We start from the raw sequence: 25,577 nt of genomic DNA on the forward strand, positions 1-25,577 counted from the left end.
ATCCAGAGGAGAGGAAATAGCCTTAGCTACGCAGTCCACGCCCACGTTGGATCAGCGACCAGCAAATCAAATAAAACGCCACAATAAAGACCACCAGTACGCCAAAGGTAGTGACCAGCGGCACATCATTGATTCCGAGGAAGCCGTAGCGGAAACCACTGATCATATAAACGATCGGGTTCAGGTGCGACAGTCCCTGCCAGAACGGCGGCAGCAAAGTCAGGGAGTAAAAGACCCCGCCCAAATACGTGAGTGGCGTTAACACAAACGTTGGCACCAGGCTGATGTCATCGAACGTTTTGGCAAACACGCCGTTCAGCAATCCAGCAAGGGAGAATAACACCGCCGTGAGCACCAGCGTTAAAGCGACAAATACCCACGAATGTACCTGAAAAGGCACAAAAAACAGTGAAATTGCCGTCACCAGAATGCCAACAAACAGTCCGCGCGCCACGCCACCGCCAACATATCCGGCAATAATCACGTGAGTCGGTACGGGTGCAACCAGCAGCTCTTCAATATTACGCTGGAACTTGGCACCAAAAAATGATGACGCGACGTTGGCGTAGGCATTGGTGATTACCGACATCATGATCAGCCCCGGCACGATGAACTGCATATAGCTGAAGCCATGCATATCGCCGATGCGCGAACCAATCAGGTTACCGAAGATAATAAAATAAAGGGTCATGGTGATGACCGGTGGCACCAGCGTCTGCACCCAGATACGCATAAAGCGATGGATCTCTTTCGCCCAGATGCTTTTTAGTGCCACCCAGTAAAGATGCATCATGCGCGATCTCCCTGTTTTTCATTAACCAGTGAAACAAACAGCTCTTCCAGACGGTTAGCTTTGTTACGCATACTTAATACCTGAATACCCTGCTCACTTAACTGCGTGAACACGCTGTTAATCCCCTGCTCACGCAGCACTTCAACTTCCAGCGTAGCGGTATCGACCAGTCGATACTGATAGCCATCGAGCTTCGGTAATGGGCTTTTCGGCGCGAGATCGAGAATAAAAGTTTCCGATTTCAGCTTCGCCAGCAGCGCCTTCATCGAGGTATTTTCCACCAGCTCACCGTGTTGAATAATGCCGATATTGCGGCACAGCATTTCTGCTTCTTCCAGGTAGTGCGTGGTAAGAATGATGGTGGTGCCTTTGTCGTTTAAATCCTTCAAAAATCCCCACATTGAGCGGCGAAGTTCGATATCCACGCCTGCGGTCGGTTCGTCAAGAATCAGCAGTTTAGGTTCATGCATTAACGCACGAGCAATCATTAAACGGCGCTTCATCCCGCCCGATAACATACGCGCACGTTCGTTACGCTTTCCCCATAAATCGAGCTGTTTAAGATACTTTTCGCTGCGGATGTACGCTTCTTTGCGCTCTACACCGTAGTACCCCGCCTGGTTCACCACAATTTGTTGCACGGTTTCAAACGGGTTGAAGTTAAATTCCTGCGGCACCAGTCCCAACTGACGTTTAGCGTTCACGACATCCTTCTCGAGATCGTAACCAAATACGCTGACCCGCCCGGAGGTTTTATTTACCAGAGAGCTGATAATACCGATAGTGGTTGATTTCCCGGCCCCGTTCGGCCCGAGAAGCGCATAAAAATCACCCGCTTCGACCTGCAAATCGATTCCACGAAGCGCCTGAACGCCGCCTGGATAGGTTTTTTTAAGCTGTTGAAGTTCCAGTGCAATGGTCATAAATTTTTACTTACCTTACGTTCTTACACTTTATCTGTGGTTTAAATCGTCCCGGAGTTGCCCTATATTAGCCAAACGTAATTATTTGGTTACAGGTCGTTAACCTCCATGAAAGACATAGATACACTCATCAGCAACAATGCACTATGGTCAAAAATGCTGGTGGAAGAGGATCCCGGGTTTTTTGAGAAACTGGCGCAAGCGCAAAAACCGCGCTTTCTATGGATTGGATGTTCCGACAGTCGCGTTCCTGCAGAACGTTTAACCGGTCTTGAGCCGGGCGAACTCTTTGTTCACCGTAATGTTGCTAACCTGGTCATTCACACCGACCTGAACTGCCTTTCCGTGGTTCAGTATGCAGTGGATGTTCTCGAAGTTGAACACATTATTATCTGTGGCCACTACGGTTGCGGCGGCGTACAGGCCGCAGTTGAAAACCCGGAACTGGGGCTTATCAACAACTGGCTGCTGCACATTCGCGATATCTGGTTCAAACATAGCTCATTGCTTGGCGAAATGCCGCAAGAGCGCCGTCTGGATACCTTGTGTGAACTGAACGTCATGGAACAGGTGTATAACCTGGGCCACTCCACCATTATGCAATCAGCGTGGAAACGCGGGCAGAAAGTTACCATTCACGGCTGGGCCTACGGCATTCACGACGGTTTGCTGCGTGATCTGGATGTTACCGCCACCAACCGCGAAACCCTTGAACAACGTTACCGTCACGGGATTTCCAATCTCAAGCTGAAACACGCCAACCACAAATAAAAACACCATGCCGGATGCAACACATCCGGCACATCCGCACTTACTCGTCCAGCAGCACTACTTTGCCGATGTACGGCAGATGGCGGTAACGCTGAGCGTAATCAATGCCGTAACCCACCACAAACTCATCCGGGATCGAGAAACCGATAAATTCTACCGGGACGTTCACTTCACGACGGGACGGTTTATCCAGCAGCGTACAAATCGCCAGCGACTTCGGTTCGCGCAGGCTTAAGATTTCACGCACTTTCGACAGTGTATTACCCGAGTCGATGATATCTTCAACAATCAGCACGTCCTTACCACGGATATCTTCATCCAGATCTTTGAGGATTTTCACATCGCGGGTGGTGGACATGCCGCTACCGTAGCTGGAGGCGGTCATAAAATCGACTTCATGAGATACCTGAACTTCACGGCACAGGTCCGCCATAAACATAAATGAGCCACGCAGCAGGCCTACCAGCACCATATCGCTGCCGCTGTCTTTGTAACGCTCAGTAATCTGACGACCCAGTTCGGCGATACGCGCTTTAATCTCCGCTTCGGGGATCATTACTTCTACAGTATGTTTCATATCTCTAACCATATGATTTAAAAACAAATCACTTCGCACGGGCAGGTTTTGGCACCGCAACAAAGCGCAAGACACGCAGTATACCAGTAAAACTATTCATTGGCGGAATCTGTTAATAAAGCTCGAATTGTGATGACGATCACACATGTTAAAACCTATAATTAATTGCTACTAAAATATTAATGAATTGAAATGGTGTCTCTTTATGGCAATTAACAATACCGGCTCGCGACGATTACTCGTCACGCTAACAGCCCTATTTGCAGCGCTTTGCGGGCTGTATCTTCTCATTGGCGGAGGCTGGTTGGTCGCGATCGGCGGCTCCTGGTACTACCCTATCGCTGGCCTTGTGATGCTCGGCGTCGCCTGGATGCTGTGGCGCAGCAAACGCGCCGCACTTTGGCTTTACGCGGCATTGCTGCTTGGCACCATGATTTGGGGCGTCTGGGAAGTGGGTTTCGATTTCTGGGCGCTGACGCCGCGTAGCGACATTCTGGTCTTCTTTGGCATCTGGCTGATCCTTCCGTTTGTCTGGCGTCGCCTGGTCATTCCTGCCAGCGGCGCAGTTGCCGCGTTGGTGGTCGCGCTGTTGATTAGCGGTGGTATCCTCACCTGGGCCGGATTTAACGATCCACAGGAAATCAACGGCACCTTAAGCGCTGATGCTACACCTGCCGAAGCTATCTCCCCCGTTGCCGATCAAGACTGGCCTGCCTATGGTCGCAATCAGGAAGGTCAACGCTTTTCACCACTGAAACAAATTAACGCTGATAACGTCCACAAGCTGAAAGAAGCCTGGGTGTTCCGTACAGGCGATGTGAAACAGCCGAACGATCCGGGCGAAATCACCAATGAAGTGACGCCGATTAAAGTAGGCGACACGCTTTACCTGTGTACCGCTCACCAGCGTTTGTTTGCGCTCGATGCCGCCAGCGGCAAAGAGAAATGGCATTACGATCCTGAGCTGAAAACCAACGAGTCTTTCCAGCATGTAACCTGCCGTGGTGTCTCTTATCATGAAGCCAAAGCAGAAACTGCTTCGCCGGAAGTGATGGCGGATTGCCCACGTCGTATCATTCTTCCGGTCAATGATGGTCGCCTGATTGCACTCAACGCCGAAAATGGCAAGCTGTGTGAAACCTTCGCTAATAAAGGCGTGCTCAACCTGCAAAGCAACATGCCGGACACCAAACCGGGTCTGTATGAGCCGACTTCACCACCGATTATCACTGATAAAACCATCGTGATGGCGGGTTCCGTCACTGATAACTTCTCAACCCGCGAAACGTCTGGCGTGATCCGTGGTTTTGATGTCAATACCGGGGAGCTGTTGTGGGCCTTTGATCCAGGCGCGAAAGATCCGAATGCGATCCCGTCTGACGAACACACCTTTACCTTTAACTCGCCAAACTCGTGGGCACCTGCGGCCTATGACGCGAAGCTGGATCTGGTGTATCTGCCGATGGGTGTGACCACGCCAGATATCTGGGGCGGTAACCGCACCCCAGAACAGGAACGTTATGCCAGCTCGATTCTGGCGCTGAATGCCACTACCGGGAAACTGGCGTGGAGCTATCAGACCGTTCACCACGACCTGTGGGATATGGATCTTCCGGCACAGCCAACGCTGGCAGATATCACCGTTAATGGTCAAAAAGTTCCGGTTATTTACGCTCCAGCGAAAACCGGCAACATTTTTGTGCTTGATCGCCGCAATGGTGAACTGGTGGTTCCGGCCCCGGAAAAACCGGTGCCGCAAGGCGCAGCGAAAGGTGATTACGTTACCCCTACTCAACCGTTTTCTGAACTGAGCTTCCGTCCGACGAAAGATTTAAGCGGTGCGGATATGTGGGGCGCCACCATGTTTGACCAACTGGTGTGCCGCGTAATGTTCCACCAGATGCGTTATGAAGGTATTTTCACCCCGCCATCTGAACAGGGTACGCTGGTCTTCCCGGGTAACCTGGGGATGTTCGAATGGGGCGGGATTTCCGTTGATCCGAATCGTGAAGTGGCAATTGCCAACCCAATGGCGCTGCCGTTCGTTTCGAAACTGATCCCACGCGGTCCTGGCAACCCGATGGAACAGCCGAAAGATGCCAAAGGCACCGGTACGGAATCCGGCATTCAGCCACAGTACGGCGTACCGTATGGCGTTACGCTCAACCCGTTCCTTTCACCGTTTGGTCTGCCGTGTAAACAGCCAGCATGGGGCTATATCTCGGCCTTGGATCTGAAAACCAACGAAGTGGTGTGGAAGAAACGCATTGGTACGCCGCAGGACAGCATGCCGTTCCCGATGCCCGTTCCGGTGCCGTTCAATATGGGTATGCCGATGCTGGGCGGGCCAATCTCCACGGCGGGTAACGTGCTATTTATCGCCGCTACGGCAGATAACTACCTGCGCGCTTACAACATGAGCAACGGTGAAAAACTGTGGCAGGGCCGTTTACCGGCGGGTGGTCAGGCAACACCGATGACCTATGAAGTGAATGGTAAGCAGTATGTGGTGATCTCCGCAGGCGGTCACGGTTCATTTGGTACGAAGATGGGCGACTATATTGTGGCTTATGCGTTGCCGGATGATGTGAATTAAGATTGACTCATATTGCTGACAAAGTGCGCTTTGTTCATGCCGGATGCGGCGAAAACGCCTTATCCGGCCTACTAAAACTCGCAAATTCAATAAATTGCAGAGTTCACGTAGGCCTGATAAGCGTAGCGCATCAGGCAGTTTTGCGTTTGTCAGCAGAATAATGCCCGGAGAGATCCGGGCATATTTCCGAATACGGTCTTTTTATACCGTAAACCCTAACATCATCCCCGTATCTTCATGCTCCAGCAGATGGCAGTGCGCCATATATGCATGTTCTTTCGGGGCGTCATGATTAAACTTCACCAGGACTTCGCTGACATTACCTTCTACCTTAACGGTATCTTTCCAGCCTGCGCGATGCGTCGCTGGCGGTTTGCCATTTTCCGACAAGATACGGAACTGCGTACCGTGGATATGGAACGGATGCAGCATCATGTCGCCCACGCCAGAGATAACCCAACGCTCGTACTGCCCTTTTGCTGCCGCAAACATCGGCTTGTTCATATCAAACGCCTGACCGTTGATTTTATTGGCATGGTGGAAATCGAACTTCCCGTCGTGGTTCATATGATTCATATTGCCGTGCCCCATATGGCCCATCATCTGGCTGTGGTCCATCCCGGCCATCGCCTGATCGCCATATTTCTCCATCAGCATCTGCATACCAATCATATCGAGCATCGGGTCCATAGAGAGTTGCAGCTTGCGTACCGTTAATCCATCCAGCGAAGGTAACGCTGGCAGGCTACCTAACGCGTCAGGTAAGGCACCTGAAGCACTAATGGAAATCGGCTGGATCCGCATTACCGGATGCGGCTTGTCAAACGGTGCAATTGCCATTCCCATCTGGCTGACCGGTAGCGTCACCAGATCAAAGGGTTTGTTGTCGTTAACCTCCACCAGCACTTCGAAACGCTCGCCCATCAGCACCGGCAGCTCGCTCACCTTCACTGGTTCAGGTAGCAGACCACCGTCGCTGGCAATCACATACAGCGGGCGATTGTCACTGGTAGCGAAATTGAGCGAGCGGGCGTTACAGCCATTGAGCAAACGCAGGCGCAGCCAGCCGCGCGGGGCGGCGTGTTGCGGGTAGATAGCACCGTTGGTCAGCAGCGTATCGCCAAACCAACCCACGGCAGCGGTCATCACATCCAGTTGATAATCAATCTGCCCGTCAGCGTTAAATTTTTTATCCTGCACGATCACCGGGACATCATCGATACCCCACTGTTTTGGCAGCATTAATTTTAGAATCTCGTCATCTTCAATCACTACCAGCCCCGCCAGCCCCATCGCCACCTGTCGCCCGGTTTTGCCATGTTGATGCGGATGGAACCAGCAGGTAGCGGCAGGTTGATCAACGTTCAACGTCACCGTACGCTTGCCACCTGGCGGAATAATTCCCTGCGGGCCGCCGTCGACTTCACCCGGTACTTCCAGCCCGTGCCAGTGCAACGTCGTTTCTTCCGTCAGTTGGTTATAGATATCAACCGTTACCGCTTTGCCGCGCTGTAATTTCACCGCCGGCCCCAGCAGATTGCCGTTATAGCCCCAGGTAGTTGCCGTTTTTCCGGCAAAGGTGGACTGGCCTGTGCCAACAGTTAACTGAATACGATTGCGGGCATCAGTCGTGAGCAAATCAGGGATCGGTAACGTTGGACGCTCCGCCGCAAATACTGCGCGGCTCCACAGCGGCAAGGCTGAAGCTACGCCCAGCGCAATGGAATATTTCAAGAAATCACGACGTTGCATAGTTATTTCCTTATTCTTAAGCAGGCGAAACAAAATCAAACGTTGAGCATAGTCCTTCCCCTTACGGGAAGGTCAAGCCGCAGACACAATTTAATCAACAATAATGGTCGTCGCCTCGCTCGCAGTGTGCTAACGTTTATCTTCTTTAAGCCCCTGGTAGAAGCAATGAAGACGTTTTTCAGAACAGTGTTATTCGGCAGCTTGATGGCCGTCTGCGCAAACAGTTACGCGCTCAGCGAGTCTGAAGCCGAAGATATGGCCGATTTAACGGCAGTTTTTGTCTTTCTGAAGAACGATTGTGGTTACCAGAACTTACCAAACGGGCAGATTCGTCGCGCACTGGTCTTTTTCGCCCAGCAAAACCAGTGGGATCTCAGCAACTACGATACCTTCGACATGAAAGCCCTCGGTGAAGACAGCTACCGCGATCTCAGCGGCATCGGCATTCCCGTCGCTAAAAAATGCAAAGCCCTGGCTCGCGATTCCTTAAGCCTGCTTGCCTACGTCAAATAATCCCTGATACCTTTTTGTAGAAATATTGACCGTGCATCCGCGGTCAATGTTAGCTATTATGTTGCGCCCTTTTTTTACGGGTGTTAACAAAGGAGGTATCAACCCATGGCCGAAAAAAAACAGTGGCATGAAACGCTACACGACCAGTTTGGGCAGTACTTTGCGGTAGATAACGTTCTGTATCATGAAAAGACCGATCACCAGGATCTGATCATTTTTGAGAACGCTGCATTTGGCCGCGTAATGGCGCTGGATGGCGTAGTACAAACCACCGAGCGCGACGAGTTTATCTATCATGAGATGATGACCCACGTTCCGCTATTAGCCCACGGTCACGCGAAACATGTGCTGATTATCGGCGGCGGCGACGGTGCCATGCTGCGTGAAGTGACCCGACATAAAAACGTTGAGTCAATCACGATGGTGGAAATCGATGCGGGTGTCGTGTCGTTCTGCCGTCAGTATCTGCCCAACCATAACGCCGGTAGCTACGACGATCCGCGCTTTAAACTGGTGATCGACGATGGCGTCAATTTCGTTAATCAAACCAGCCAGACCTTTGATGTCATTATCTCCGACTGCACCGATCCTATCGGTCCCGGCGAAAGTCTGTTCACCTCAGCATTTTATGAAGGCTGCAAACGTTGCCTGAATCCAGGCGGTATTTTTGTCGCACAGAACGGCGTCTGCTTTTTACAGCAGGAAGAGGCCATTGACAGCTATCGTAAACTCAGCCATTACTTCAGCGATGTTGGCTTTTATCAGGCGGCAATCCCGACCTATTACGGCGGCATCATGACCTTTGCATGGGCGACAGATAACGACGCCTTACGCCATCTCTCAAGCGAAATTATTCAGGCGCGTTTTCTCGCCTCTGGCCTGAAATGCCGTTATTACAATCCGGCAGTCCATACGGCAGCTTTTGCCTTACCTCAGTATCTGCAAGACGCACTGGCCTCACAGCCGTCCTAAGGAGAAGATAAGAAATTGAAAAAACTGAAACTGCATGGCTTTAATAATCTGACCAAAAGTCTGAGTTTTTGTATTTACGATATCTGCTATGCCAAAACTGCCGAAGAGCGCGACGGTTATATCGCTTATATCGATGAACTCTATAATGCCAACCGCCTGACCGAAATTCTGTCAGAAACCTGTTCCATTATCGGAGCCAATATTCTTAACATCGCCCGCCAGGATTACGAACCACAGGGTGCCAGCGTCACTATTCTGGTGAGTGAAGAACCGGTCGACCCGAAACTTATCGACAAAACAGAACACCCTGGACCACTGCCAGAAACGGTCGTTGCCCATCTCGATAAAAGTCATATTTGCGTACATACCTATCCGGAAAGCCATCCTGAAGGCGGTTTATGTACCTTCCGCGCTGATATTGAAGTCTCGACCTGCGGCGTGATTTCTCCGTTGAAGGCACTGAATTACCTGATCCACCAGCTTGAATCCGATATCGTGACCATTGATTATCGCGTGCGCGGTTTTACCCGCGACATTAACGGTATGAAGCACTTTATCGACCATGAGATTAATTCGATTCAGAACTTTATGTCCGAGGATATGAAGGCGCTGTATGACATGGTGGATGTGAACGTCTATCAGGAAAATATCTTCCATACAAAAATGTTGCTTAAAGAGTTCGATCTTAAGCACTACATGTTCCACACTAAACCGGAAGATTTAACCGACAGCGAGCGCCAGGAAATTACCGCTGCGCTGTGGAAAGAAATGCGCGAGATTTATTACGGGCGCAATATGCCAGCTGTTTAACGGCTCTGGCGGAGCTCGCAGGCTCCGCCAGATTTATCTACTTCTGCTGCACAAAATCGCGATAAGCCGCCACTACCTGCAAGAAGTCCTCAACGCCGCACAGCGACAGGCTTTCCTCGTCGTAGTAGTTCATCCCCTCTTCCATTTCATCGCCAGCGAATTCCAGTTGATTGGCGCGAACCATCACCTCTTCACCGTCCATCCACAGGGTGTATTCATGCCCTGCCCGCTGCCAGGAACGTTCGCTGCCTTTGAGCGTGCGCGCTGCGTCTTCCACTTCGTCAAGCAAGGCCAGGTTTTCTTTCACCTCTTCATTAAACCAGTGCCCGATGACTTCATGCCCCATGGACATGCGCACCTTTACCACTCCGGTTACATCGCGCAGAAATTCGTAATCCATAGTGTGTTCCTCTGCTCCCGGCAATGCGCCGAAATCGCATTGCGCCATTGATTTAATTATCGCAGCCTTATCGGAGAAAAACAGCGGAACGGCGATGGTTTAGAAATAAAAAATGCCCGGGAATCTCATTCACCGGGCATTGTCTCGTTTATGCGCAGCGGGTGCGCTTACTTATTAAACCGCAGTCTGGAAAATCACCCCATCCGCTTTTTCGGTGTACTGAGAAAGCTGGTTGAAGTTCAGATAACGATAAGTATCAACGGCTGTTTTATCTACCTGCGCCACGTAGGTCTGGTACTCTTCCGGCGTCGGCAGTTTGCCAATCAGCGCCGCAACAGCAGCCAGTTCCGCAGAAGCCAGGAAGACGTTCGCGCCAGTCCCCAGACGGTTCGGGAAGTTACGGGTAGAGGTGGAAACCACCGTCGCACCGTCCGCTACACGCGCCTGGTTACCCATACACAGGGAACAGCCAGGGATCTCGATACGCGCACCACTCTTACCGAAGACGCTGTAGTAGCCTTCTTCGGTCAACTGCGCGGCGTCCATACGCGTTGGCGGTGCCACCCACAGGCGGGTCGGCAACTGACCTTTGTGCGCATCCAGCAGTTTACCGGCGGCACGGAAGTGACCGATGTTGGTCATGCAAGAACCGATAAACACTTCGTCGATCTTCTCGCCCTGTACCGCAGACAGCGGACGTGCGTCGTCCGGGTCGTTCGGTGCACAGAGGATTGGCTCTTTGATATCAGCCAGATCGATATCGATTACTGCTGCGTATTCTGCATCAGCATCGGCTTCCAGCAGCTCAGGATTCGCCAACCATTTTTCCATACCCTGAATACGGCGTTCCAGGGTACGACGATCGCCATAACCTTCCGCGATCATCCACTTCAGCAGGACGATGTTAGAGTTCAGGTATTCAATGATCGGCTCTTTGTTCAGCTTGATGGTACAACCGGCAGCAGAACGCTCGGCGGACGCATCGGTCAGCTCAAAGGCCTGCTCAACTTTCAGATCCGGCAGACCTTCGATTTCCAGAATGCGACCAGAGAAGATGTTTTTCTTGCCTTTCTTCTCAACGGTCAGCAGACCTTGTTTGATCGCATACAGCGGAATGGCGTGTACCAGATCGCGCAGGGTGATGCCTGGCTGCATTTTGCCTTTGAAGCGAACCAGAACGGATTCCGGCATATCCAGCGGCATTACGCCTGTTGCAGCTGCAAATGCCACCAGACCAGAGCCCGCCGGGAAAGAGATACCGATCGGGAAACGGGTATGGGAGTCACCGCCAGTACCGACGGTATCCGGCAGCAGCATACGGTTCAGCCAGGAGTGGATTACGCCATCACCCGGACGCAGCGACACACCGCCACGGTTCATGATGAAGTCCGGCAGCGTGTGGTGCGTGTTCACGTCAACTGGTTTCGGATAAGCCGCTGTGTGACAGAAAGACTGCATCACCAGATCAGCCGAGAAGCCCAGGCACGCCAGGTCTTTCAGTTCATCACGGGTCATTGGGCCGGTGGTGTCCTGGGAACCTACAGAGGTCATTTTCGGTTCGCAGTACGCCCCCGGACGAATGCCTTTCACGCCGCAGGCACGACCGACCATTTTCTGCGCCAGCGAGAAGCCGCGATCGCTCTCAGCGACATCTTTCGCCTGACGGAACACATCGCTCTGCGGCAGGCCGAGTGCTTCACGTGCTTTGGTGGTCAGGCCACGCCCGATAATCAGCGGAATACGGCCACCTGCTCGCACTTCATCAATCAGCACGTCGGTTTTCAGTTCGAAGGTCGCCAGCAGTTCGCCGGTTTCGTGGTTACGCACTTCACCTTTGTACGGGTAAACGTCAATCACGTCGCCCATGTTCAGGTTAGAGACGTCGACTTCGATTGGCAGTGCACCCGCGTCTTCCATCGTATTAAAGAAGATTGGTGCAATTTTACCACCGAGGCACAAACCACCGCCGCGTTTGTTCGGTACATGAGGAATGTCTTCACCCATAAACCACAGCACGGAGTTAGTCGCAGATTTACGTGAGGAACCGGTACCCACAACGTCACCCACATAGGCCAGCGGGAAACCTTTCTGTTGCAGAGCTTCGATTTGCTTGATCGGACCAACAACACCCGGCTGATCTGGCTCAATACCTTCACGCGCGTTTTTCAGCATCGCCAGCGCGTGCAGTGGGATATCCGGGCGCGACCACGCATCCGGTGCCGGAGAGAGGTCATCGGTGTTGGTTTCGCCAGTTACTTTGAAGACGGTAACGGTCAGTTTTTCAGCCAGCGCCGGGCGATTCAGGAACCATTCGGCATCCGCCCAGGACTGCATTACCTGCTTCGCATATTCGTTACCTGCTTTCGCTTTCTCTTCTACGTCATAGAAGTTATCGAACATCAGCAGCGTGTGAGAAAGTGCTTTGGCAGCGATCGGTGCCAGTTTGGCATCATCCAGCGCGTCGATCAGCGGATGAATATTATAACCACCCTGCATGGTGCCCAGCAGTTCGATGGCTTTTTCCGGAGTCAGCAGTGGGGATTTAGCTTCGCCTTTGGCGACAGCAGCCAGGAAGCCTGCTTTGACATAGGCGGCTTCATCGACGCCAGGGGGAACACGGTTGGTTAACAGATCTAACAGGAATTCTTCATCGCCCGCGGGCGGGTTTTTCAGCAGCTCTACAAGTGCGGCCATTTGGTTTGCATCCAGGGGTTTGGGCGCAATCCCCTCAGCGGCACGCTCAGCTACGTGCTTACGGTATTCTTCTAGCACGACGGTTCTCCTCGCTCTCATTGTCATAGTGCGGCAGGCGATTCTCTTCACGCTCCTGTGAGACAGCAGTTTGTAGGGTAAATGCCCAGTACCGCAACGGGCAGAATAGCAGGATTTTGACGATGTGTTAATCTGTTTACAAAAAAGCAACATAAAAAAGTGGCTGAATCGTTAAGGATAGTCTAGAGATTGTTTCCCTCCGTAAAAACCTCGTTAATTCGCATGGTGATAATCACCTTTCTCAACGAATCCCAAGATTAGTCAAAATTTAAACTACCGCCTCTTTATACTCGGATTCATAGCACCTGCGGGTGGCAGTTCGCCGACCATTGCGATTTCCTTGAGATCCGAATTATGAAAATGACTTTGCCGTTTAAACCCCATGTGCTGGCGCTAATTTGCAGTGCCGGGCTTTGTGCCGCCTCTGCCGGGCTATATATAAAAAGCCGCACAGTGGAAGCGCCTGTGGAAGCGCAATCGACACAACTGGCTGCGCCTGACATCACCGCAGTTACGCTTCCTGCAACGGTTTCCGCACCGCCCGTAACGCCCGCCGTCGTTAAAACCGCATTCAGCACTGCGCAAATAGATCAATGGGTTGCACCTGTCGCGCTGTACCCCGACTCTCTGCTTTCACAAGTGTTAATGGCATCAACCTATCCGACAAACGTTGCGCAAGCAGTGCAATGGTCGCACGATAATCCACTTAAACAAGGCGATGCTGCTATTCAGGCGGTATCTGACCAGCCGTGGGACGCCAGCGTCAAATCGCTGGTGGCTTTTCCGCAATTGATGGCGTTAATGGGCGAAAACCCGCAGTGGGTGCAAAATCTTGGCGACGCATTTCTGGCGCAACCACAGGACGTAATGGACTCGGTACAGCGGTTGCGGCAACTGGCGCAACAAACCGGCTCGCTGAAGTCATCAACCGAACAGAAAGTTATTACCACAACGAAGAAAGCTATACCGGTAAAACAGACAGTCACGGCTCCCGTCATACCATCCAATACCGTTACAACTGCCAACCCTGTCATTACAGAGCCTGCAACAACCGTCATTTCCATTGAGCCCGCCAATCCTGATGTGGTCTATATTCCCAACTACAACCCAACCGTGGTTTACGGGAACTGGGCCAATACTGCGTATCCGCCGGTTTATCTGCCACCACCAGCCGGAGAACCGTTTGTTGACAGCTTTGTGCGCGGATTCGGCTATAGCATGGGCGTTGCTACCACGTACGCACTATTCAGCAGCATCGACTGGGACGATGACCATCATCATGACGATGATGATTATCACCACCACGATGGCGGTCATCGTGACGGTAATGGCTGGCAACACAACGGCGACAACATCAATATCGACGTCAACAATTTCAACCGTATCACCGGTGAGCATCTTACTGATAAGAACATGGCATGGCGGCACAATCCAAACTACCGTAATGGTGTGCCCTATCATGATCAGGATATGGCAAAGCGGTTTCACCAAACCGATGTCAACGGCGGCATGAGCGCCACGCAGTTACCTGCTCCAACACGCGACAGCCAGCGTCAGGCGGCAGCAAGTCAGTTTCAGCAACGAACACACGCCACACCCGTCATTACGCGAGATACACAACGTCAGGCGGCGGCACAGCGATTTAATGAAGCGGAACACTATGGGAGCTATGACGACTTCCGCGAGTTCAGCTGTCGCCAACCACTGACCCAGCAACAAAAGGACGCCGCTCGTCAGCGTTATCAGTCGGCCTCTCCTGAGCAGCGCCAGGCAGTCCGCGAGAGAATGCAGACTAACCCGCAGAACCAGCAGAGAAGAGAAGCGGCACGTGAGCGTATTCAGTCAGCCTCGCCTGAGCAGCGCCAGGCGGTTCGCGAGAAAATGCAGACTAACCCGCAGAACCAGCAGCGAAGAGAGGCAGCGCGTGAGCGTATACAATCAGCATCACCTGAACAACGTCAGGTTTTTCGGGAGAAAGTTCAGGAGAGCCGCCCACAACGTCTAAACGACAGTAACCGTACTGCCCGATTGAATAACGAGCAACGGTCAGCAGTACGCGAACGTCTCTCTGAGCACGGAGCAAGGCGACTGGAAAGGTAAATTACAGACGTAAAAAAAAGCGGCGTGGTTAGCCGCTTTTTTAATTACCGGATGTCCCGGCACTCGAAGAATTACTTCTTCTTCGCTTTCGGGTTCGGCAGGTCGGTGATGCTACCTTCGAACACTTCTGCCGCCAGGCCCACAGACTCGTGCAGAGTCGGGTGCGCGTGGATGGTCAGTGCGATGTCTTCAGCATCACAACCCATTTCGATTGCCAGACCGATTTCACCCAGCAGCTCGCCGCCGTTAGTACCGACAATCGCACCACCGATCACACGGTGAGATTCTTTGTCGAAAATCAGCTTGGTCATACCGTCTGCGCAGTCAGAAGCGATAGCACGACCAGAAGCAGCCCACGGGAAGGTGGCGGTTTCATAGCTGATGCCTTTCTCTTTCGCTTCTTTCTCAGTCAGACCCACCCATGCAACTTCTGGTTCGGTATAGGCGATAGACGGGATAACTTTCGGATCGAAGTAGTGTTTCTTACCGGCAATAACTTCAGCGGCAACGTGACCTTCGTGAACACCTTTGTGTGCCAGCATCGGCTGACCGACGATATCGCCGATAGCAAAGATGTGCGGTACGTTGGTACGCAGCTGTTTGTCAACGCGGATGAAACCACGGTCGTCAACTTCCACGCCAGCTTTGCCTGCGTCGAGGTTTTTACCGTTCGGCACACGACCAATCGCTACCAGCACGGCGTCGTAACGCTGCGGTTCAGCTGGTGCTTTTTTGCCTTCCATCGTCACATAAATGCCGTCTTCTTTCGCTTCAACGGCGGTAACTTTGGTTTCCAGCATCAGGTTGAATTTCTTGCTGATACGCTTGGTGAAGACTTTAACGATGTCTTTGTCAGCTGCCGGGATAACCTGGTCGAACATTTCAACCACATCAATCTGTGAACCCAGCGCGTGGTATACGGTCCCCATTTCCAGACCGATGATACCGCCACCCATTACCAGCAGGCGTTCTGGTACTTCTTTCAGTTCCAGCGCGTCAGTGGAGTCCCAGATACGCGGATCTTCATGCGGAATAAACGGCAGTTGAATCGGGCGAGAACCCGCTGCAATGATCGCGTTGTCGAAGTTGATCACGGTTTTGCCGTTCTCACCTTCCACTTCCAGGGTGTTCGCCCCGGTGAATTTACCCAGACCGTTGACCACTTTGACTTTGCGGCCTTTCGCCATACCAGCCAGACCACCGGTCAGCTGATTGATCACTTTCTCTTTCCAGGTACGAATCTTGTCGATATCGGTTTTCGGTTCGCCGAAGACGATACCGTGTTCAGCCAGCGCTTTGGCTTCTTCGATAACTTTTGCTACGTGCAGCAGTGCTTTAGAAGGGATACAGCCGACGTTCAGGCAAACACCGCCGAGGGTGTTGTAGCGTTCTACGATTACGGTTTCCAGACCTAAATCAGCGCAACGGAAGGCAGCGGAGTAACCTGCGGGGCCTGCCCCAAGTACCACGACCTGAGTTTTGATTTCAGTACTCATCATGACCTCTATATATTTATCTCCGGCGGGTCTGACGTTTTTTTTATGACGCCCATCATCCACCGGGTCGTTCTATCCGTCGGTATTTTACAAAATTGTTAACAATTTTTAAACAACAAACGGCAACCGATTTGTCTATTCGCTAATAACCTCAATACATTCATGAGATTACCAGAAAAAAGCCGGCCGTTGGGCCGGCTCTTTTACTTACATCACCAGACGGCGAATGTCAGACAGCGTGTTGTTAATGATGGTAATGAAACGGGCACCATCAGCACCGTCGATCACGCGGTGGTCGAAGGAGAGAGAAATCGGCAGCATCAGACGCGGCACGAACTCTTTACCATTCCACACCGGCTCCATCGCGGACTTGGAAACGCCGAGGATAGCCACTTCCGGCGCGTTCACAATCGGCGCGAAGTGGGTAGTACCCAGGCCGCCGATGCTGGAGATGGTGAAGCAACCGCCCTGCATTTCGCCCGCAGTCAGCTTACCGTCACGCGCTTTCTTAGAAATAGTCATCAGCTCGCGAGACAGCTCGATGATGCCTTTCTTGTTGACGTCTTTGAATACCGGAACAACCAGACCGTTCGGGGTATCCACCGCCACACCGATGTTGATGTATTTCTTCAGGGTCAGACGCTGACCGTCTTCCGACAGAGAACTGTTGAAGCGAGGCATCTGCTCAAGTGCCGCAGCAACGGCTTTCATGATGAAGACAACTGGGGTTATCTTCACATCCAGCTTACGTTTCGCTGCTTCTTCGTTCTGCTGTTTACGGAACGCTTCCAGCTCAGTGATATCGGTTTTGTCGAAGTGAGTAACATGCGGGATCATCACCCAGTTACGGCTCAGGTTCGCACCAGAGATTTTCTGGATGCGGCCCAGTTCCACCTCTTCGATTTCACCAAACTTGCTGAAGTCCACCTTCGGCCACGGCAGCATGCCAGGGATACCGCCGCCAGTTGCCGCCGGAGCCGCTTCTGCACGTTTGATCGCTTCTTTCACGTAAGCCTGAACGTCTTCGCGCAGGATCCGACCTTTACGGCCAGTACCCTTCACTTTCGCCAGGTTAACGCCGAATTCGCGTGCCAGACGGCGGATCAGCGGAGTCGCGTGAACGTAAGCGTCGTTTTCAGCAAACTCAGATTTGCCTTCTGCTTTCGCAGCCGGTGCTGCTGCCGGAGTTTCAGCTTTTGCTGCCGGAGCCGGCGCCGGCGCTGCCGCTTCCTGTTTCGCAGGAGCTGCCGCAGGTGCTGCGCCTTCAACTTCGAAGATCATAATCAGCGAGCCAGTTTTCACTTTGTCGCCAACGTTGACTTTCAGTTCCTTCACGACGCCAGCAAACGGAGCCGGAACTTCCATAGAAGCTTTATCGCCTTCTACGGTGATCAGTGACTGCTCAGCGGCAACTTTGTCGCCCACTTTCACCATCACTTCGGTCACTTCAACTTCGTCACCGCCGATATCCGGAACGTTAACTTCTTTCACGCCAGCCGCTGGTGCAGGGGCCGCTGCCGGAGCCGCTTCCTGTTTAGCCGCCGGAGCTGCCGCGCCTGCTTCACCCGCGACTTCGAAGACCATAATCAGCGAGCCGGTAGACACTTTGTCACCCACGGTCACTTTGATCTCTTTCACGGTGCCTGCAAACGGAGCCGGAACTTCCATAGAAGCCTTGTCGCCTTCTACGGTGATCAGCGACTGTTCAGCTTCAACTTTGTCGCCCACTTTCACCAGGATTTCGGTCACTTCGACTTCATCGCTGCCGATATCCGGAACATTTACGTCTTTTGCCGCCGCAGCCGCGGGTGCTGCTGCCGGAGCTGCTTCTTTCTTCTCTTCTGCCTGAGCAGGTGCAGCGTCAGCTGCACCGTCGGCGGAATCGAAAATCATAATCAGTGCGCCGGTCTGGGTTTTATCGCCAACAGAGACTTTGATCTCTTTAACGATACCCGCCTGCGGAGACGGTACTTCCATAGAGGCTTTGTCGCCTTCTACGGTGATCAGCGACTGTTCGGCTTCAACTTTGTCGCCCACTTTGACCAGGATCTCGGTGATTTCAACTTCATCAGCCCCGATGTCCGGTACTTTGATTTCGATAGCCATTATTCTTTTACCTCTTACGCCAGACGCGGGTTAACTTTTTCTGCATCGATGTTGAATTTGGCGATTGCGTCAGCAACCACTTTCTTATCGATTTCGCCACGTTTAGCCAGTTCGCCCAGCGCCGCAACCACGACATAAGAAGCATCAACTTCGAAGTGGTGACGCAGGTTCTCACGGCTGTCGGAACGACCGAAGCCATCAGTACCCAGTACGCGGTAGTCGTCAGCCGGTACGTAAGTACGGACCTGCTCAGCGAACAGTTTCATATAGTCGGTAGATGCCACTGCCGGAGCGTCGTTCATCACCTGAGCGATATACGGAACGCGTGGAGTTTCCAGCGGGTGCAGCATATTCCAGCGTTCACAATCCTGACCATCACGCGCCAGTTCGGTGAAGGAGGTCACGCTATATACGTCAGAACCTACGCCATAATCTTTCGCCAGGATCTCTGCCGCTTCACGGACGTGACGCAGGATAGAACCGGAGCCCAGCAGCTGAACTTTACCTTTGCTACCTTCAATGGTTTCGAGTTTGTAGATACCTTTACGGATACCTTCCTCAGCACCTTCCGGCATTGCCGGCATGTGGTAGTTTTCGTTCAGCGTAGTGATGTAGTAGTAAACGTTCTCTTGTTTTTCACCGTACATACGCTCCAGACCGTCATGCATGATGACAGCAACTTCGTAAGCGTAAGCCGGGTCGTAAGAAATACAGTTCGGGATAGTCAGCGACTGAATGTGGCTGTGACCATCTTCGTGCTGCAGACCTTCGCCGTTCAGGGTGGTACGACCGGAAGTACCGCCGATCAGGAAGCCACGTGCCTGCTGGTCGCCAGCAGCCCAGCACAAATCGCCGATACGCTGGAAGCCGAACATCGAGTAATAGATGTAGAACGGAATCATCGGCAGATTGTTGGTGCTGTAAGAAGTCGCCGCTGCCAGCCAGGAACAACCTGCGCCCAGCTCGTTGATCCCTTCTTGCAGAATCTGACCTTTCTCGTCTTCTTTATAGTAAGCAACCTGCTCGCGGTCCTGCGGGGTGTACTGCTGACCGTTCGGGCTGTAAATACCAATCTGACGGAACAGACCTTCCATACCGAAAGTACGCGCTTCGTCGGCGATGATCGGCACCAGACGATCTTTGATCGACTTGTTCTTCAGCATCACGTTCAGGGCACGAACGAAAGCGATAGTGGTAGAGATCTCTTTGCTCTGCTCTTCCAGCAGCGCGCCGAAGTCTTGCAAGCTCGGCAGCTCCAGCTTCTCGGTGAAGTTCGGCTGGCGGCTTGGCAGATAACCGTGCAATTTCTGACGCTGAGCGTGCAGATAGGTATGCTCTTCAGAACCTTCCGGGAAGGTGATGTACGGCAGTTTTTCGATATCAGCATCAGACACCGGCACATTGAAACGGTCGCGGATATGACGCACGCCGTCCATGTTCATTTTCTTAACCTGGTGCGCGATGTTTTTACCTTCAGCTGCGTCGCCCATGCCGTAACCTTTAATGGTATGAGCAAGGATTACTGTCGCTTTGCCTTTGGTTTCCTGCGCTTTCTTGAATGCAGCGTAGATTTTCTTCGGATCGTGACCACCACGGTTCAGCGCCCAGATCTGCTCGTCAGTCCAGTCTGCAACCAGAGCTGCGGTTTCCGGATATTTACCGAAGAAGTGTTCACGAACATACGCACCATCTTTCGATTTGAAGGTCTGGTAATCGCCGTCAACGGTTTCGTTCATCAGCTGGATCAGTTTACCGCTGGTATCTTTACGCAGCAGTTCGTCCCAACGGCTACCCCACATCACTTTGATCACGTTCCAGCCAGCACCTTCGAAGATGCCTTCCAGTTCGTTGATGATCTTGCCGTTACCGGTGACCGGGCCGTCAAGACGCTGCAGGTTACAGTTGATAACGAAGACCAGGTTATCCAGTTTTTCACGGGTAGCGATGGTGATCGCACCTTTGGATTCCGGTTCGTCCATCTCGCCGTCGCCGAGGAAGGCGTAAACGGTCTGTTTAGAAGTATCTTTCAGGCCACGGTGTTCCAGATATTTCAGGAATTTAGCCTGGTAAATAGCACCAATCGGACCCAGACCCATAGATACGGTCGGGAACTGCCAGAATTCCGGCATCAGTTTCGGGTGCGGATAGGAAGAGAGGCCATTGCCGTGAACTTCCTGACGGAAGTTATCCAGCTGCTCTTGAGTCAGACGACCTTCCAGGAAAGCACGTGCGTAAATGCCCGGGGAGATGTGGCCCTGGAAGTAAACCAGGTCGCCGCCATCCTGCTCGTTGCGTGCACGGAAGAAGTGGTTAAAGCACACATCATAAATGGTTGCGGACGACTGGAAGGACGCCATGTGGCCGCCCAGTTCGAGGTCTTTTTTCGACGCACGCAGAACCGTCATGATGGCGTTCCAGCGGATAGCTGAACGAATACGGCGTTCCAGTTCCAGATTACCCGGATACTCCGGTTGTTCTTCAACGGGGATGGTGTTGATGTAGTTGCTGATACCGGTGCCTGCGGCTACGTTGACACCGCCTTTGCGGGCTTCAGCAAGCAGTTGGTCGATCAGATACTGAGCACGCTCAACACCTTCTTCACGGATGACCGATTCGATCGCCTGGAGCCAGTCGCGAGTTTCGATCGGATCCACGTCATTTGGGAAACGTTCTGACATGGGTTATTCCTTATCTATCTAATAACGTTGAGTTTTCTGGAACCTGTCCCATTGAACTCTCGCCGGAAAGCTCAATAAGACAGGTTCTACGTTTAGTTGCCGCGCTTTTATATGCGCTTGATTTACAACATCTTCTGGATAATTTTTACCAGAAAAATCACTAATTCTTTCGTTGTTCCAGACGACGCAGAGAACGCTCACGGCGGCTCTCTTCACGGCTTCTGTCGAGCAAAATTTCTTCGATAAAGGCCAGATGGCGATGCGATGCTTCGCGCGCTTCTTCCGGCTTACCGGCCATAATCGCTTCGAATATGCGAGTGCGGTGACTACTCACCAGCGGCAGCATCTCGCGACGCGAATAGAGCAATTCGAAGTTCTGACGGACATTCTGAGCCAACATCGGCTCCATACACCTTAGCAGATGAAGCAGAACTACATTGTGGGCTGCTTCGGTGACGGCAATCTGATACTGGAGGACGGCGTTTGATTCCGCGTCCAGATCGCCAGACTGCTGCGCCAGCTCTATGGCGTGGTGGAGTTCACGGATGCGTTCCTTGTCTTCATCGGTACTACGCAGCGCGGCGTAATAGGCGGCGATACCTTCCAGGGCGTGTCGTGTTTCGAGCAAGTCATACTGTGATTCAGGATGGTCGGAGAGCAGCTCCACCAGCGGATCGCTGAAACTTTGCCAGAGGCTGCTCTGAACAAAAGTGCCGCCACCCTGGCGACGAAGCAACAAGCCCTTTGCTTCGAGACGTTGAATCGCCTCACGCAAGGAGGGACGGGAGACGTCGAACTGTTTCGCCAGTTCGCGTTCCGGTGGGAGTTTTTCGCCCGGGCGGAGTGTGCCTTCGAGGATCAAAAACTCCAGTTGCTGCTCAATCACATCGGAGAGTTTTGGTTGGCGGATTTTGCTGTAGGCCATGAGTTCCTGTCTTAAGCCACTTGCCGAAGTCAATTGGTCTTACCAATTTCATGTCTGTGACGCTAAAGTAACAAAGTATTCACCTCATGTCCATACAGGTTTTGATTGAAATCATGAAACTGTGCACATTTTAACAAGTTGACATATATAACGTTTCAAAGTTGTAACTATGCACAAATGTAGACTTTACGTAGGAAAGGGATTTTTTAACGATTATTAAACTATAAAAATCCGAATTGAACCGATTCACTTACCAATTTATCGATTTTTAATTCAAAAATAATGAATTTATATTCATTTTGTATGTTGAGGGGATTTGAGGCTGACCTTTACAAACGGTTCCTTTTTAAGCAACTCATCTTCAACCATGCATAAAGCGGGTGCATTCGCTGCCGCATACCATTATTCTTTATCTGACGGAAGTCCTTTTGTAACAATTCAAACGTCTTTGATGTAAACAAATTAATACAAAAAACGGAATTGCAAACTTACACACGCATCACTGCGTAGATCAAAAAAACAATCACCGCACGAGGTTTCATGATGGAAGGTCAACAGCACGGCGAGCAGCTAAAGCGCGGCCTTAAAAACCGCCATATTCAGCTTATCGCGCTGGGTGGCGCGATAGGGACCGGGCTATTTCTGGGTAGCGCCTCCGTAATACAGTCCGCAGGGCCAGGGATTATCCTGGGTTACGCCATTGCTGGTTTTATCGCCTTTCTGATCATGCGTCAGCTAGGTGAAATGGTGGTCGAAGAACCTGTCGCAGGCTCCTTTAGCCACTTTGCTTATAAATACTGGGGTAGCTTTGCCGGTTTCGCTTCTGGCTGGAACTACTGGGTACTGTACGTTTTAGTTGCCATGGCAGAGCTGACTGCCGTGGGTAAATACATTCAGTTCTGGTATCCGGAAATCCCCACCTGGGTTTCTGCCGCCGTGTTCTTTGTGGTGATCAACGCCATCAACCTGACAAACGTAAAAGTGTTTGGCGAGATGGAGTTCTGGTTTGCCATTATCAAAGTTATCGCAGTGGTGGCGATGATCATCTTCGGCGGCTGGCTACTGTTCAGTGGCAACGGCGGCCCGCAGGCGACCGTTAGCAACCTGTGGGATCAAGGTGGTTTCCTGCCGCACGGCTTTACCGGACTGGTGATGATGATGGCGATTATCATGTTCTCTTTCGGCGGTCTGGAACTGGTGGGGATCACCGCAGCAGAAGCTGATAATCCGGAGCAAAGTATCCCGAAAGCAACTAACCAGGTTATCTACCGCATCCTGATTTTCTATATTGGTTCGTTAGCCGTTCTGCTCTCGCTGATGCCATGGACCCGCGTTACTGCTGATACCAGTCCGTTTGTACTGATCTTCCACGAATTGGGCGATACCTTTGTGGCTAATGCGCTGAACATCGTGGTACTGACTGCTGCGCTCTCCGTGTACAACAGCTGCGTATATTGCAACAGCCGTATGCTGTTTGGTCTGGCACAACAGGGCAACGCGCCAAAAGCGCTGGCGTCTGTCGACAAACGCGGTGTACCGGTTAACACTATTCTGGTGTCTGCGCTGGTTACGGCATTGTGCGTGCTGATTAACTACCTTGCACCGGAATCCGCATTCGGACTGTTAATGGCGCTGGTGGTATCTGCACTGGTCATCAACTGGGCGATGATTAGCCTGGCGCATATGAAATTCCGTCGCGCCAAGCAGGAACAAGGCGTGGTAACTCGCTTCCCTGCTCTGCTTTATCCGCTGGGTAACTGGATCTGCCTGCTGTTTATGGCGGCGGTACTGGTGATTATGCTGATGACCCCAGGAATGGCGATTTCGGTATACCTGATCCCGGTATGGCTGATCGTGTTAGGTATCGGCTATCTGTTTAAAGAGAAAACCGCCAAAGCCGTAAAAGCGCATTAATCTCTCTACGCCCTCACCCGTGCAGGGTGAGGGCAATAATCTTTACACCAACGCCCCGTAAATCGTCAGTAGCGCAATTACCACCACGACCACGAACGAGGTTTTCTTCGCCATGGAAACCGCTGCCTTCGGCGTCTCCACCTTATCGACATGCGGTTCACGCGCCAGAGAGAACTGTGCCAGACGTGTTAATACCTGATATTGCGAAGTATGGAAATCACCCAGCGAAGCAAACCAGGCCGGTAACGCTTTTTCCCCATGACCGATCAAGGCATATACCACACCCGCAAGACGAACCGGCACCCAATCCAGTACATGAAGCACGGCATCAATGCCGGACTGTAAACGATGATGCGGCGTCTGGTAACGCGCCAGCCAGTATTGCCATGCACGCAAAAACGCATACCCCATCAGCGTAACGGGTCCCCAGGTTCCCCCCACAATCAGCCAGAACAACGGAGCAAGATAAAAACGAAAGTTAATCCACAGCAATGCATTTTGCAGCTCACGCAAATACTCACGTTCATCGCAGCCTGCTGGGACGCCGTGAATCATGGTGAGTTCGCCAGCCATCGTGGCACGGGCATGGCTATCATTACGTGAAGCAGCTGTCAGATAAGCATGATAATGAAGACGAACTTTACCTGCGCCAATACACAGCAAACCAATCAGCAGCCACACCAGCAGCGTGGGAACGTTGAACAATACTCCCTGCAATGCGCGTAACAGTAAAAAAGTCACGCCCATCGCAATAATGGTCATGCCTAATGTGCGCCCGAGAGAAAAATGTTTCACCCGCCGGAAGAACGCCTCAAGACGATGATCAAGCTGCCAGTGCTCGCCCAGCTTAAACAGGCGCTCGAAAATTAACACCAATAGGGTTGTAAACAGCGTCATGTTGTCTCCTTGCTGACCAGGGCGCGAAACCGTGCCCAATCAAAGGCGGGGCCGGGATCGGTTTTCCGATCCGGCGCAATATCACAATGGCCCGTCATGTTATTAGCGATATCTGGATAGCGATCAATCAGTGCCCGCGTAACCGCCGCAAGCTGTTGATACTGCGCATCGGTATACGCCAGCGTATCGGTGCCTTCCAGCTCAATCCCAATAGAAAAATCATTGCAGCGTTCGCGCCCCTGATACTGAGAGACTCCGGCATGCCAGGCACGTTTATCGAAAGGAACATACTGGACTATTTCACCATCGCGGCGAATCAAACAGTGAGCGGAGACGCGCAAATGGGCGATCTCAGCAAAGAAAGGATGTGCCTGCGGATCAATAGTTCCAGTGAATAATGCGTCGATCCACGGACCGCCAAACTCGCCTGGCGGCAGGCTAATATTGTGCACCACCAGCAGGGTGGGTGTTTCGTCATCCGGGCGGCAATCGTAATGTGGTGAGGGAACGCGGCGCGCGCCAACCAGCCACCCCTGTTCTAACAACATGCAGGATCTCCTTATATGTGGTGCTAATACCCGG

General features: G+C 52.1%; 19 protein-coding genes. 7 read left to right on the forward strand and 12 right to left on the reverse strand.

The genetic code is table 11. The features are described 5' to 3' along the window. Nucleotides 1-22 precede the first annotated feature (22 nt). Nucleotides 23-793, reverse strand: a complete 771-nt coding sequence (locus BGE37_RS12660) for an ABC transporter permease (protein ID WP_000972203.1) — start codon at nt 791-793, stop codon at nt 23-25. Continuing rightward, entirely contained in the window at nt 790-1,716 is a 927-nt protein-coding gene (locus tag BGE37_RS12665; protein ID WP_000150637.1) for an ABC transporter ATP-binding protein, read from the reverse strand. Before BGE37_RS12665 ends, BGE37_RS12660 begins: the two co-directional genes overlap by 4 nt. A gap of 108 nt (nt 1,717-1,824) precedes the next feature. Here BGE37_RS12665 and can point away from each other — a divergent pair, with 108 nt between their 5' ends. Continuing rightward, a complete protein-coding gene (gene can / locus BGE37_RS12670) occupies nt 1,825-2,487 on the forward strand; it encodes a carbonate dehydratase (protein ID WP_000651599.1) in 663 nt (220 codons plus the stop codon). A 40-nt stretch (nt 2,488-2,527) separates the two neighbouring features. On the opposite strand, the gene hpt is transcribed toward can, so the two are convergent. Then, nucleotides 2,528-3,064, reverse strand: a complete 537-nt coding sequence (hpt, locus tag BGE37_RS12675; protein ID WP_000683336.1) for a hypoxanthine phosphoribosyltransferase — start codon at nt 3,062-3,064, stop codon at nt 2,528-2,530. Between the two features lie 205 nt (nt 3,065-3,269). Between hpt and gcd the strand changes: the two genes are divergently transcribed. Next, the gene (gcd, locus tag BGE37_RS12680; protein ID WP_105277292.1) at nt 3,270-5,660 is read left to right on the forward strand and encodes a quinoprotein glucose dehydrogenase; all 2,391 of its coding nucleotides are present in this window, start codon (nt 3,270-3,272) and stop codon (nt 5,658-5,660) included. A 201-nt stretch (nt 5,661-5,861) separates the two neighbouring features. Here gcd and cueO read toward each other — a convergent pair whose 3' ends face one another. Beyond that, a complete protein-coding gene (gene cueO, locus BGE37_RS12685) occupies nt 5,862-7,412 on the reverse strand; it encodes a multicopper oxidase CueO (RefSeq protein WP_105277291.1) in 1,551 nt (516 codons plus the stop codon). A gap of 165 nt (nt 7,413-7,577) precedes the next feature. Here cueO and BGE37_RS12690 point away from each other — a divergent pair, with 165 nt between their 5' ends. The 3 genes from BGE37_RS12690 to speD all read left to right on the forward strand — a co-directional run bounded on the left by BGE37_RS12690 (nt 7,578) and on the right by speD (nt 9,707). Further along, nucleotides 7,578-7,925 carry a YacC family pilotin-like protein gene (locus tag BGE37_RS12690; protein WP_001295568.1) on the forward strand — a complete coding sequence of 116 codons (348 nt, stop codon included), beginning with the start codon at nt 7,578-7,580 and terminating at the stop codon, nt 7,923-7,925. Between the two features lie 105 nt (nt 7,926-8,030). Continuing rightward, nucleotides 8,031-8,897 carry a polyamine aminopropyltransferase gene (gene speE / locus BGE37_RS12695; RefSeq protein ID WP_000818419.1) on the forward strand — a complete coding sequence of 289 codons (867 nt, stop codon included), beginning with the start codon at nt 8,031-8,033 and terminating at the stop codon, nt 8,895-8,897. A 15-nt stretch (nt 8,898-8,912) separates the two neighbouring features. Next, nucleotides 8,913-9,707 (forward strand): adenosylmethionine decarboxylase, encoded by a 795-nt coding sequence (gene speD, locus BGE37_RS12700; protein WP_000734290.1) that lies wholly within the window; start codon nt 8,913-8,915, stop codon nt 9,705-9,707. Between the two features lie 37 nt (nt 9,708-9,744). Here the strand turns inward: speD and yacL are convergent, their stop codons facing one another. Beyond that, nucleotides 9,745-10,107: a protein YacL gene (gene yacL, locus BGE37_RS12705; protein ID WP_000384317.1), complete on the reverse strand. Its 363-nt coding sequence runs from the start codon at nt 10,105-10,107 to the stop codon at nt 9,745-9,747. Between the two features lie 174 nt (nt 10,108-10,281). Then, entirely contained in the window at nt 10,282-12,879 is a 2,598-nt protein-coding gene (gene acnB / locus BGE37_RS12710; protein ID WP_105277289.1) for a bifunctional aconitate hydratase 2/2-methylisocitrate dehydratase, read from the reverse strand. Nucleotides 12,880-13,233: 354 nt separating this feature from the next. Between acnB and BGE37_RS12720 the strand changes: the two genes are divergently transcribed. Further along, complete coding sequence (locus BGE37_RS12720; protein WP_105277288.1) at nt 13,234-14,979, forward strand: DUF3300 domain-containing protein; 1,746 nt, start codon at nt 13,234-13,236, stop codon at nt 14,977-14,979. Nucleotides 14,980-15,050: 71 nt separating this feature from the next. On the opposite strand, the gene lpdA is transcribed toward BGE37_RS12720, so the two are convergent. From lpdA to pdhR, 4 genes are all read right to left on the reverse strand, one after another. After that, a complete protein-coding gene (gene lpdA / locus BGE37_RS12725; protein ID WP_000102485.1) occupies nt 15,051-16,475 on the reverse strand; it encodes a dihydrolipoyl dehydrogenase in 1,425 nt (474 codons plus the stop codon). A gap of 207 nt (nt 16,476-16,682) precedes the next feature. Then, the gene (gene aceF / locus BGE37_RS12730) at nt 16,683-18,581 is read right to left on the reverse strand and encodes a pyruvate dehydrogenase complex dihydrolipoyllysine-residue acetyltransferase (protein WP_105277287.1); all 1,899 of its coding nucleotides are present in this window, start codon (nt 18,579-18,581) and stop codon (nt 16,683-16,685) included. A 14-nt stretch (nt 18,582-18,595) separates the two neighbouring features. Continuing rightward, nucleotides 18,596-21,259, reverse strand: a complete 2,664-nt coding sequence (gene aceE, locus BGE37_RS12735) for a pyruvate dehydrogenase (acetyl-transferring), homodimeric type (RefSeq protein ID WP_105277286.1) — start codon at nt 21,257-21,259, stop codon at nt 18,596-18,598. A gap of 160 nt (nt 21,260-21,419) precedes the next feature. Beyond that, a complete protein-coding gene (gene pdhR / locus BGE37_RS12745; RefSeq protein ID WP_000331776.1) occupies nt 21,420-22,184 on the reverse strand; it encodes a pyruvate dehydrogenase complex transcriptional repressor PdhR in 765 nt (254 codons plus the stop codon). Nucleotides 22,185-22,724: 540 nt separating this feature from the next. Here pdhR and aroP point away from each other — a divergent pair. Then, complete coding sequence (gene aroP, locus BGE37_RS12750; protein ID WP_000969915.1) at nt 22,725-24,098, forward strand: aromatic amino acid transporter AroP; 1,374 nt, start codon at nt 22,725-22,727, stop codon at nt 24,096-24,098. A gap of 42 nt (nt 24,099-24,140) precedes the next feature. Here the strand turns inward: aroP and ampE are convergent, their stop codons facing one another. Further along, a complete protein-coding gene (gene ampE, locus BGE37_RS12755) occupies nt 24,141-24,995 on the reverse strand; it encodes a beta-lactamase regulator AmpE (RefSeq protein ID WP_000172005.1) in 855 nt (284 codons plus the stop codon). Continuing rightward, the gene (ampD, locus tag BGE37_RS12760; RefSeq protein WP_000923726.1) at nt 24,992-25,543 is read right to left on the reverse strand and encodes a 1,6-anhydro-N-acetylmuramyl-L-alanine amidase AmpD; all 552 of its coding nucleotides are present in this window, start codon (nt 25,541-25,543) and stop codon (nt 24,992-24,994) included. Before ampD ends, ampE begins: the two co-directional genes overlap by 4 nt. Nucleotides 25,544-25,577: the final 34 nt, after the last annotated feature.

The sequence above is a fragment of the Escherichia sp. MOD1-EC6300 genome (assembly GCF_002965045.1).
Classification (GTDB): Bacteria; Pseudomonadota; Gammaproteobacteria; order Enterobacterales; family Enterobacteriaceae; genus Escherichia; species Escherichia coli_F.

What these genes read in the sequence shown, in the direction of transcription:
- aceE (WP_105277286.1), bottom strand. Translation starts at nt 21,259, where the DNA reads ATGTCAGAACGTTTCCCAAATGACGTGGATCCGATCGAAACTCGCGAC.
- pdhR (WP_000331776.1), bottom strand. Translation starts at nt 22,184, where the DNA reads ATGGCCTACAGCAAAATCCGCCAACCAAAACTCTCCGATGTGATTGAG.
- gcd (WP_105277292.1), top strand. Translation starts at nt 3,270, where the DNA reads ATGGCAATTAACAATACCGGCTCGCGACGATTACTCGTCACGCTAACA.
- BGE37_RS12720 (WP_105277288.1), top strand. Translation starts at nt 13,234, where the DNA reads ATGAAAATGACTTTGCCGTTTAAACCCCATGTGCTGGCGCTAATTTGC.
- BGE37_RS12665 (WP_000150637.1), bottom strand. Translation starts at nt 1,716, where the DNA reads ATGACCATTGCACTGGAACTTCAACAGCTTAAAAAAACCTATCCAGGC.
- lpdA (WP_000102485.1), bottom strand. Translation starts at nt 16,475, where the DNA reads ATGAGTACTGAAATCAAAACTCAGGTCGTGGTACTTGGGGCAGGCCCC.
- aceF (WP_105277287.1), bottom strand. Translation starts at nt 18,581, where the DNA reads ATGGCTATCGAAATCAAAGTACCGGACATCGGGGCTGATGAAGTTGAA.
- BGE37_RS12690 (WP_001295568.1), top strand. Translation starts at nt 7,578, where the DNA reads ATGAAGACGTTTTTCAGAACAGTGTTATTCGGCAGCTTGATGGCCGTC.
- ampE (WP_000172005.1), bottom strand. Translation starts at nt 24,995, where the DNA reads ATGACGCTGTTTACAACCCTATTGGTGTTAATTTTCGAGCGCCTGTTT.
- yacL (WP_000384317.1), bottom strand. Translation starts at nt 10,107, where the DNA reads ATGGATTACGAATTTCTGCGCGATGTAACCGGAGTGGTAAAGGTGCGC.
- aroP (WP_000969915.1), top strand. Translation starts at nt 22,725, where the DNA reads ATGATGGAAGGTCAACAGCACGGCGAGCAGCTAAAGCGCGGCCTTAAA.
- BGE37_RS12660 (WP_000972203.1), bottom strand. Translation starts at nt 793, where the DNA reads ATGATGCATCTTTACTGGGTGGCACTAAAAAGCATCTGGGCGAAAGAG.
- speE (WP_000818419.1), top strand. Translation starts at nt 8,031, where the DNA reads ATGGCCGAAAAAAAACAGTGGCATGAAACGCTACACGACCAGTTTGGG.
- hpt (WP_000683336.1), bottom strand. Translation starts at nt 3,064, where the DNA reads ATGAAACATACTGTAGAAGTAATGATCCCCGAAGCGGAGATTAAAGCG.
- cueO (WP_105277291.1), bottom strand. Translation starts at nt 7,412, where the DNA reads ATGCAACGTCGTGATTTCTTGAAATATTCCATTGCGCTGGGCGTAGCT.
- can (WP_000651599.1), top strand. Translation starts at nt 1,825, where the DNA reads ATGAAAGACATAGATACACTCATCAGCAACAATGCACTATGGTCAAAA.
- ampD (WP_000923726.1), bottom strand. Translation starts at nt 25,543, where the DNA reads ATGTTGTTAGAACAGGGGTGGCTGGTTGGCGCGCGCCGCGTTCCCTCA.